The organism is Arthrobacter sp. ISL-5 (assembly GCF_018613835.1).
GTDB lineage: Bacteria > Actinomycetota > Actinomycetes > Actinomycetales > Micrococcaceae > Arthrobacter.
Map to the genome: position 1 here is coordinate 1 of NZ_JAGGPM010000036.1, position 9,478 is coordinate 9,478.

Here is a 9,478-nt window from a genome sequence, read left to right on the forward strand (position 1 = left end):
GGGTACTTAAGAGATACAAGCCGGTTAACTCTCTGCGATGACGGATGCCGTCTCGGGCGAGTGTCGGAGTCTCCCGTGACTGCGAGACTGGTGAATTCGACCTTCCAGGGTTCCGCGACAGCGGACTGTTAAGGCGTAAGTTTCCAAACGCTCGTGAGCGAGGGCGTGTAGCCGTCAGCGACATGGAAAAGACGCCGTTCACCAGTTGACGAGGTAATCCAGATTATGTCCCGATTTTCGGTTAACGCGTCAACTGCCCCAGCAAACTGACGCCTGCCCCGTTTAAGCAGCTCCACTTGCTGGCCAACTTCTAAAGCGGCCCAAGGGAAAGCCGCACATCTGCTGTTGCTTGATCCCATTATCTTTACCGTATTCCTTTTCCGTTTCTTCAGAGGAGCCGGCGCCTTTTCTCTGAACCTGCGCCCAAATCAGAGGCATCTTTGGACTCATTGGGAGGAGGCATCCCGTACTGGCAAACGCTTCAGATCCTTGGAAACAGGTGGGTGGAAAATTCTCCGGGCCTACCCACCCACGTGTTCTATGGCTATGCACTTACGGCGTCCAGCCACTCAATCGGTCCCGGCAGGTCTTTGAACGCGTCAGCGACCCCCTCGTAGATAATGCGTCCGTCACGGGTGTTGACGCCGAGGCTGAGCGCAGGGTTTGTGGCCAGGGCGGTTTCGATACCTCGGTCTGCCATCTGGCGAACGTACGGCAGGGTTGCGTTGGTCAGCGCGATGGTGGAGGTGCGCGGTACACCGCCAGGCATGTTGGCTACGCAGTAGTGGCGGATTCCATCGACTTCGAAGATGGGAGACTCATATGTGGTGGGACGCGACGTTTCGAAGGCACCACCCTGGTCGATGGCGATGTCGAGGAGCAAAGCGTCGGGCCGGAGCAGCTGCAGCTGTTCACGGGTGACGACCTTGGGGGCGGCGCGTCCAGGAACGAGGACCGCGCCGATGACGACATCGGCTTGGGCCAGTTCAGATTCCAGAGTTGCTATGTCCGACATCAGAACCCGAGCGCGACCCGCGAAAATGGTACCGAGCTGGCGGATTCGGCTGGCGGACATGTCCAAAATTGTGACTTCTGCCTGCATCCCCAGTGCCAGAAGTGCGGCCTGTGTGCCCACGACGCCGCCGCCGATTACAAGAACCCGGCACGGGGCAACGCCCGGGGAGCCACCAAGCAGCAGTCCGGGGCCTCCCCCGTTGCCGGCAAGGTGGGTGGCTGCTGCATGAGCCGCGAGACGGCCTGCGATCTCACTCATTGGTGTCAAGAGTGGCAGTCCGCTGTCGTCCTGGACAGTCTCATAAGCGATGCCCAGAGTGCCGGCCTCAAGGAGCGCTTCGGTCAGGGGCCTGTCCGCGGCTAGGTGAAGGTAAGTGAAGAGGGACAGGTCCGGACGCAGGAAACCAAACTCCGCTGCGATGGGTTCCTTGACCTTGACGAGGAGTTCGGCAGAGTTCCATGCTTCGGCCTGGCTGACCAGCTGCGCACCAACGCTTGCATACTGCTCGTCACGATAACCGGCAGCGATGCCCGCTCCGGTTTCAACGAAGACGGTGTGGCCGCTGCGGACGAGTTCGGCCGCGCCCGCCGGGGTGAGACCGACCCGCTCTTCCTGGGGCTTGATCTCTTTGACGACTGAGATACGCATATTTCTGCTACTTTCTGGTTTAGGCCTCTGTGAAGAGACGTTTAGGTGGTGGCGCGCCGCGCCACGTTGTAGAAACGGATGCTTTGGTATTCTTCGAGACCCTCTGCGCTTCCTTCGCGTCCGAGCCCGGATTGCTTGATGCCGCCGAACGGAGCGGCCGCGTTGGATGGGACACCCTGGTTGATCCCGACGATTCCCGTTTGCAGATGGTCGGCTACGTTAAGGGCGCGGTCCAGATTTTCCGTGAAGACGTACCCTGCGAGCCCGAATTCAGTCGCATTGGCCCTGCTGATGGCTTCGGCCTCCGAACTAAACCTCTGGATCGCAGCGATCGGGCCGAAGATCTCGGATTTGGCCACGTCGGCTTCTTCCGGGACTCGATCCAGCACCGTAGGGGCAAAGAAATGTCCTTGGGAGTCGTAGGCCTGCCCACCGGTAAGAAGGTCAGCGCCTAATTCGACGGCATTCCGGGTGAAAGACTGCATCTGAGCGACGGCCCGGTCATCGATCAAAGCGCCGAGTGCCGTGCCCTGACCGAGGCCGCTTCCCACCGGGACCTGGGAGAAGCGCTCGGTGAGTCCAGCGACAAATTCCTCCGCTACGCCGTCCTGGACATAGATCCGGTTGGCTCCGATGCAGGACTGACCCCCATTACGGAGCTTTGCTGCGAAGGTTCCTTCGATAGCACGCTGCAAATCGGCGTCATTAAAAACGATGAGCGGCGCGTTTCCGCCCAATTCCATCGAGCTGCGCAGCACGTTCCGGGATGCCAGTTGCAGAAGTTTGCGGCCGACGAGGGTTGACCCTGTGAACGAAACTTTCCGAACCCGCGGGTCGTTGAGTACTGCTTCGCTGAAGGCTCCGGAATTTGAGGTAGTAATGACTTGAACCAGTTCGTCGGGGACGCCGGCTTCGACAGCGAGCTGGATGGCATAGTACGTCGTCAACGGGGTCAGCGTAGCGGGCTTGATCACCGCGGGGCATCCCGCCGCGATGGCCGGAGCAATCTTTCGGGTAGCCATGGCCAAGGGGAAGTTCCAAGGTGTGATCAATACGGCCAAGCCCACAGGTGAACGACGGGTGAGGATGTTGGCCCCGCCGTCCGGAGACTCCCGGAAGCTGCCTGCCGGGCGCACTGCTTCTTCGGCATACCATCGCACGAAGTCGGTGCCGTACTTAACCTCGCCGCGGGCCTCGGACAGAGGTTTGCCCATTTCGCGAGATATCAGGTGGGCCAAATCTTCACTGTGGGCAACCAATTTGTCGTACCAGGCATGCAACAGGTCGGCGCGCTGGCGTAGCGTAGTCCGGGCCCAAGTTGCCCCCGCTGCGTCGGCTTTCCCCACTGCAGCAAGGGCTGTTTCCACATCGGCGTCCGGGACATGGGCAATAGTTTCACCGGTGGCGGGGTCCTGTACTGCGATGCCCTCGGCTGGGAGAGCAATGCTGTCGATGACCTTGCTGGCCCGCTGAAGGCTTTCGACATCCGGAGTGATCAAAGCTGTCGCGGTCTCGGAAGCAGTGCTCACTGGTTTTCCCTCTCGCTGATGGCCTGTCCTATGGCGCCTACGAAGAGACTCAGCTCCTGGTCGCTGATGATGAAGGGTGGGCTGACCTGAACTGTGTTTCCCCGCAGGGGCCGGGCAATGTAGCCGAGTTCGATCAGGTCGTCGCAGATCTGTTCGGCATTCAGATGGTCGGCGAGGGTAACGCCTCCAAGGAGGCCAGCAACGCGCACGTCGGTCACCGATGCACGCTGGGACAGTGTGTCGAACTCGGTGCGCAGTACCCCTTCGAGTTCCTTAACACGGGGAACCAACTGGTCACGCTCGAGGATTTCAAGGTGGCGCAGGGCGACGGCAGCGGCCGTGGCGTGGCCGGCGTAGGTGGCTCCATGACGGAAGATCGGAGTGTCGGGGGAGTCGATGTAGAACGGTTCCCACACGCGGGGGCTGACGAGCACGCCGCCAAGGGGAGCATAACCGGACGTGACTCCCTTGGCGAAGGTCACCAGATCCGGTTCGATGCGATAGCGTTCGGCGGCGAACATCGTCCCCATGCGGCCGAACCCTGTGATGACTTCGTCGAGGATCAGCAGGATGTCGTTTTCCCGGCAGATCTTTTGGATGGTTTCGAGATATCCGGGAGCTGGTGGGTTGACACCGCCGGTCCCTTGGACGGGTTCGGTGACAATGGCCGCGATGTTCTCCGGGCCGATCTGTGCGACGACCGCCGCGACATGCTCCGGATCGTTAAAGGAGACGCGGGCGGTTTCTGGAACCAGCGATCCTGTGCCGTAGCCTTCGCGGTTGAATTCGAGCCCTGCAATGCTCGTTCCATACGCGTGCAACCCGTGGTAGGCGAACTCACGGCTCAGAATGACCTTCTTCGAGCTGCGACCTTCACGCTGCCAGTGCCGACGAGCCAGCTTGCAGGCGACATCAATAGCGTCGGATCCGCCTGAATTCAGGATGACTTTGGAACGGTCAATCGGCGAAATGTCGGCCAGACGCTCGCCCAAGGCGAGGGCCTTGTCGTTCGTGAACCGGCCGAAGATATGGTACGTCTCGAGCTGCTTCATTTGCTCGTAGGCGGCCTCGGCCAGCTCGGGATGCGAGTGACCGACGTTGGCGTGCCATAGGCCCGCGGTCCCGTCAAAGAGACGGCGACCATCGGACGTGAACACATATGAGCCCTCCCCACGCTCAATGACAAGCTGGCGGCCGAGTACCGTCGGGGTGTGCGCCTGGGCAGGCCAGAGGGCCGGTCCGTCCAGCAGCCGCGGAGCCGACTGGGGCGCTGTATCGGTAAGAGTCATGTCTGTTCGCTCTTTCTGGTGAAGTCCTTGGTGAACGGGAAACCAGCAGTTTTCCGCCGTTCAGGCCAATGTAGCTACACCGAAGAGTAAATAAAAGCGAATCTTTTCGACGCTTATCTGTAACTGGATCTTACATATCTATGAGTGCTTGTATCACTGCTTGTCTTACGGCCACCAGGGCGGCGCTGTGTTCTGAGCCTGAGCGCACCAGATATTGGATGCTCCGTTGTTGATCGGTCGGAAGCCACGGACTCGGGCTGATGGTGCTGCCTGCTTCGCGGAGCACCATGTCGGGCAGGAAGGCTGCGGCCAAGCCTTGTTCAACCATACGAAGGTGGAACAGCAGGTCGGAGGAGACATGAGCGATGAAGGGTTCGATTCCGCGTTCCCGGCAAACGCGCAATGCCCACTGTGAGGAGGCGGATGTCGTTGGTTCAATGACCCAGCGTACATTCCTAAGGTCGGTGAAGTCGGTGAACACCACACCCCGGGGGAGGTATCCGCGGATCGGGTCCTGACCGATGACGGTGGTGTGGATGCCCCCGTTCGGCGCTCCGGGAGTTCCGGGAAAGGCATCAGTGATCACCGCGTCGACCTGCCGAGAGATGAGCTGCATGACTGCGGCTTCAGGGTCTTCCCGGCGCAGCCTGACGTCAAGGCCGGGGAAATTTTCGGCCAGTTCTATTAGGGCTGTGGGAAGGACGCTGCGGCCGATAGTGGTGAAGGCTGCGACTGTCACAACTCCTTGGGGGCGTTCATGGGAGGCGGCCAGGTCTGCTTCGGCGCGTTCCATAGCGGCCAGGATCGCTTCCGTATTGCGGACAAGTTCCTCACCGGCTGCCGTGAGTTTGACGTTGCGGCCGACCTTTTCCAGCAGGACGACGCCGGTTTCTTTCTCCAAGAGTCCCAGCTGCTGTGAGATGGCCGAATGGCTGTAGGAAAGTTCACGGGCAGCGGCGCTCATGCTGCCGCGTAGCTTGACTTCCCTCAGCAGGGTCAGTCGATGAAGGTCGAGCATCTGTATATCTGCCTATTCGCTGTCAAACGCAATCTTAGGTGCCAGTTGGCCAAGGTCCCCGGTGCTTGAATTCCAAGGTTTCATCCAATCATCTCTTCAAGCCGATCGTTACGCTTGACGATCGTTTTGCGGTGGCAGAAGAGGTGCGGGGCGGCCTCGTTAGAGCCGGTGCTGACATCAACCTTGACGGTCCGGACAAATCGCTGACGATTGCAGGCGTCAGGCGCACATTTCGTCGCAATCGGCATCACGCCTGTCCCCTGCACCCGCCGAGCCCAAGACCTGGCCAAAAGTTCCCATGAGTTGCACCGGAGGGTTGACGTGCCGGATGACATGTTCGTATGCTGAGTGGCATGCAATGATGTGCGTAAGCATCGTGCCGAGGCTTGCATAGTCGGAAGTGTCCGCGCGTAAAGACGTGGCGTTGTCAGATACCTCGTACATGTCGCTGGCATGCATTCACCGCCCCTCATACTCGAAAGGAAGAATATGACTTCGCTAAAGGAACAGGAACAGGACTCGGTCGCCGATGCTTCGGTGCCGATTGATCTGTTGGAGGGCCGCTACTACGAGGAAGTCCAGATCGGCCAGCGATTCATCGCGCCGGCCGTCACGATCACCGAGAGCATGATCACCACAGCGTGCGGTCTGTTCCAGGACATTGCTCTCCTGCACCGCGATCATCGGATCGCCGCCGAGAACGGGTTCCGCGGTCCGATCGCGCCCGGCGCTCTTACCATGGGGGCTTCCATCGCTCCACTCGCGCTGATCATAGGCAAGAAGACAGTGACGCACCTAACCGACGAAATCACTTACCGGAGTCCCGTGTATGCCGGCGACACGCTGGATATCGAAATCGTCGCCGTTCGCCGCGAGAAGACGTCACGGTTCGGGATCATCGAATACGCCACCTACGTCACCAATCAGGAGGGCCAAGAGGTTGCAGACATCCTCACCAAAATGGGCCACGCCTACTCACCGAAGGGATCAGACGCATGAGCGAGCGTAACTGGGACGTCGTCGACACCCACGTGCATCTCTGCAGGACGACGCAAGAGGGCTGGAACGCACGTACCATCGAGGACCGGTGGGACCGGGGCGGCGATTTGCCGCAGTTGAACCGATACATGGCAGAGGCCGGTGTTTCTGCGTCATGGATCATCAACGCGTGGCCCACGGAAGCGATGGGGCAGGCCTTGCGCGCCAAAGCTCCCGAGGACCTCTCTGAGGCAGAAAGGGCAGCTTTCGACAACCGCGTACTCGAAATCCAGCGAGATCGGTGCGACCGCAAGAATGCGTGGCTCGTCGAGGTCTCTGCTGCCGCACCCCGCAAGTTTGCCGCGCTGATAGGTGGAATCGATCCGTATTTCGGCGCCGACTGGGTTGAGGACCAGGTGGATAAGTACCACGCCGCCGGGGCCCGCGGAGTGAAGATTATCTCCACGTGGGGCCAGTATTACCCGTCCGACCCCGCACTTGAGCGTGCGTTCAAGAAAATCGAAGAACTCGATATGGTCATCCTCGCCCACAGCGGCGGCCTCGATGGACATGTCGGCCACGCTGCGCACGACGACTACGCGTTCCCCGTTCAGTGGCGTCCCGTCCTCGAGCGCCACCCAAAGCTCAAGGTCGTCATGGCCCATTTGGGCTACCTGCAGCCACTCACCGGATACGGCACGGAAATGCACGACCAGCGCGTACAAATGGCAAGGGACTTCGAGAACGTTTACTTCGATCTGTCATGTGGCTTCGAGGAGGGCTTCGACGAGGTCGGGATCGAGTCTGTGCGCCAAGTCGGCGTCGAAAGATGCCTCTGGGCTTCCGACTGGCACAGCCACCGGGCAATCCTAGGTCTCCAAGGAGTCAAGCAGTCGCTTCTCACCGACGACGAGAAGGCAGCAATCCTCGGCGAGAACGCCCGGCGCGTTCTCCCTTTGTGAAAGGTACAGACCTCTAATGAGCATCGTTACACCGACTATCACTCTTCACGACTCCGCTGTAGAACAGATCGCGAGGACCATGTTTTCCTTCGCCAACGGCGAAGTCTATCCGGGCCACATCAACCCATCCTGGGGCACCTACACCAACGTCGGCGAAAAGCGGATGCCAGTCGAGCACCGCTGGGAGGGCACGCTGTGGCCCGATATCGTGATGGTGGACACTGCGAAGGGCAATTCTCCCCGGCTTATCGTCGAAGTGGAGACCGAGGACACTATCAACGAAGAGACCCTGGACCGGATTTGGAAGCTCGACATGGACGAGTGCCCGATCTTCTACCTCTTCGTTCCCAGCGGCACCGCTACCAAAACGGCAGAGCTGCTGCTCAAGTTCCGGGGCATGTGCAAGGTTCCCCGCGCGCTCTACACCTACGAGTTCGACGATCTCTACAACATTGTTGTGACACCTGTCTAACGACGCGCCACATTGCCCGATGGAGCGAGGGAATCTCCTGCGCGGCTCATTCGCGCTGATGACCTATCCCAACCTATCCGGGGGAGAGCGATAGCTCTCCCCCGGATTTCCCCGAATAAACCCACGAAACGGAGACGACGATGGCCTCAGCGATCGCTGCAGTTCTCGAGAGCGCCCAGAACTTTCAGTTCCGCGAGTTCCCCCTTCCGGGGGTGACCGACGACGACGCCGTAATAAAGGTCGAGGCCAGCGGCCTCTGCGGCACTGACTATGAGCAGTACCTCGGCGGACTTAGCTTCGGTGACGGGATGCCTATCATCCCTGGTCACGAGGTAATCGGATGGATCGAGAGCATCGGTCCCATCGCGGCGAAGCGCTGGGGCGTCGAAGTCGGCGACCGAATCGCAATCGAACCTATCATCCCCTGTGGAGTCTGCGCCGGTTGCGTCCAGGGTGCGTTCTCGCGCTGCCAGTCAGGCCTCGGGTACGGCATGTTCCAAGGCACTAGCAGCGCTCCCTCGCTGTGGGGCGGTTACTCCACCCATGTCTACCTACACCCGCGGGCGCTCATCCATAAGCTGCCCAAGGATATCCCCACGGACGTTATGACCCTGGTTAACCCACTATCGAATGCCGTCCGCTGGGTTTACGAGGTGGGAGGGGCCGCGCTCGGATCGACGGTCGTCATCGCAGGCCCAGGCCAACGGGGCCTGCTCGCAGTGGTCGCTGCCAAACGCGCAGGTGCCGAGAGGATCATCGTTTCGGGGACCACCTCAGATGGTACTCGGCTAGAGCTGGCGCGCCGCCTCGGCGCGACGACAGTCATTAATGTGGACGAGGAGGACGCGGTTGCGCGGGTGACTGAAGTGACCGGCGGCACCATGGCCGATGTCGTCCTCGACGTATCGGCGGGCGCTATGGCACCCATCTTGCAAGGCATCGATATGTTGCGGCGCGGCGGCCGACTCGTCCTCGCCGGACTGAAGAGTGGAAAGCTACTCGATGAAGTACCCATCGATCGGGTCGTCCTCCATGAAATCGAACTGCGAGGTGTCGTTAGCGGTGACTACCAGTCCACCGAGTTGGCTATCAGCATCATCCGCGAGAATCCCCAGGCCCTGGCCCCGCTGTGCACTCACTCCTTCGCCCTGGGAAACGTCACCGAGGCGGTCCGGACGCTGGGCCGAGAGATCACTGATGGCACGGATGCCGTGCACATCACGCTCACCTCGGACGTGCACTAGCCACTGTCGCGTCTATTTGCGTTTCGGCCGGGGGTAATCGGACTCCGCGACAGTTGGTCACTTAGTCTTGGTGCGATACGAGGAAAACTGGTCGGCTACAGGGTGGCGAGATTTCCCTGAGAGCTGCGTGCACTGTTGCACAAAGATCACCGATGGGAAATCCGTTCCTGGGCAGGGCGATCGGAGCGTAGTATCCCGAGTTCGGCTCTCTGACGCCTCAACCTCGCCGACGACATCACTCGCGCCCCGCCACTGCGGGATGGGGCCACGATGCGGCCCAGCACTCAAGCCGTGCCCAGGACGGAATTTTTCAAGCTGAACGG

Annotated in this window: 8 protein-coding genes; 4 read left to right on the plus strand and 4 right to left on the minus strand. The window is 60.3% G+C overall.

Features of this window, described 5'->3' with window-relative positions:
• Window positions 1-544: 544 nt before the first annotated feature.
• The 4 genes from ald to J7I89_RS20025 all read right to left on the minus strand — a co-directional run bounded on the left by ald (window position 545) and on the right by J7I89_RS20025 (window position 5,499).
• Window positions 545-1,663, minus strand: a complete 1,119-nt coding sequence (gene ald / locus J7I89_RS20010; RefSeq protein ID WP_214973845.1) for an alanine dehydrogenase — start codon at window positions 1,661-1,663, stop codon at window positions 545-547.
• 41 nt (window positions 1,664-1,704) lie between these two features.
• Window positions 1,705-3,192, minus strand: a complete 1,488-nt coding sequence (locus J7I89_RS20015; protein ID WP_214973847.1) for an NAD-dependent succinate-semialdehyde dehydrogenase — start codon at window positions 3,190-3,192, stop codon at window positions 1,705-1,707.
• The gene (locus J7I89_RS20020; RefSeq protein ID WP_251045624.1) at window positions 3,189-4,481 is read right to left on the minus strand and encodes an aspartate aminotransferase family protein; all 1,293 of its coding nucleotides are present in this window, start codon (window positions 4,479-4,481) and stop codon (window positions 3,189-3,191) included. Before J7I89_RS20020 ends, J7I89_RS20015 begins: the two co-directional genes overlap by 4 nt.
• Window positions 4,482-4,611: 130 nt before the next feature.
• Window positions 4,612-5,499, minus strand: coding sequence for a LysR family transcriptional regulator (locus J7I89_RS20025; protein WP_214973853.1), 888 nt, complete (start codon window positions 5,497-5,499; stop codon window positions 4,612-4,614).
• Between the two features lie 489 nt (window positions 5,500-5,988).
• Here J7I89_RS20025 and J7I89_RS20030 point away from each other — a divergent pair, with 489 nt between their 5' ends.
• The 4 genes from J7I89_RS20030 (at window position 5,989) to J7I89_RS20045 (ending at window position 9,155) form a co-directional block, all read left to right on the plus strand.
• Window positions 5,989-6,498, plus strand: coding sequence for a MaoC family dehydratase (locus tag J7I89_RS20030; protein WP_214973856.1), 510 nt, complete (start codon window positions 5,989-5,991; stop codon window positions 6,496-6,498).
• Window positions 6,495-7,439, plus strand: a complete 945-nt coding sequence (locus J7I89_RS20035) for an amidohydrolase family protein (protein WP_214973858.1) — start codon at window positions 6,495-6,497, stop codon at window positions 7,437-7,439. The genes J7I89_RS20030 and J7I89_RS20035 overlap by 4 nt, the downstream gene beginning before the upstream one ends.
• Before the next feature lie 16 nt (window positions 7,440-7,455).
• Complete coding sequence (locus tag J7I89_RS20040) at window positions 7,456-7,911, plus strand: hypothetical protein (RefSeq protein ID WP_214973860.1); 456 nt, start codon at window positions 7,456-7,458, stop codon at window positions 7,909-7,911.
• A gap of 140 nt (window positions 7,912-8,051) precedes the next feature.
• Window positions 8,052-9,155 (plus strand): zinc-binding dehydrogenase, encoded by a 1,104-nt coding sequence (locus J7I89_RS20045; protein WP_214973863.1) that lies wholly within the window; start codon window positions 8,052-8,054, stop codon window positions 9,153-9,155.
• The last annotated feature ends 323 nt before the right edge of the window (window positions 9,156-9,478 follow it).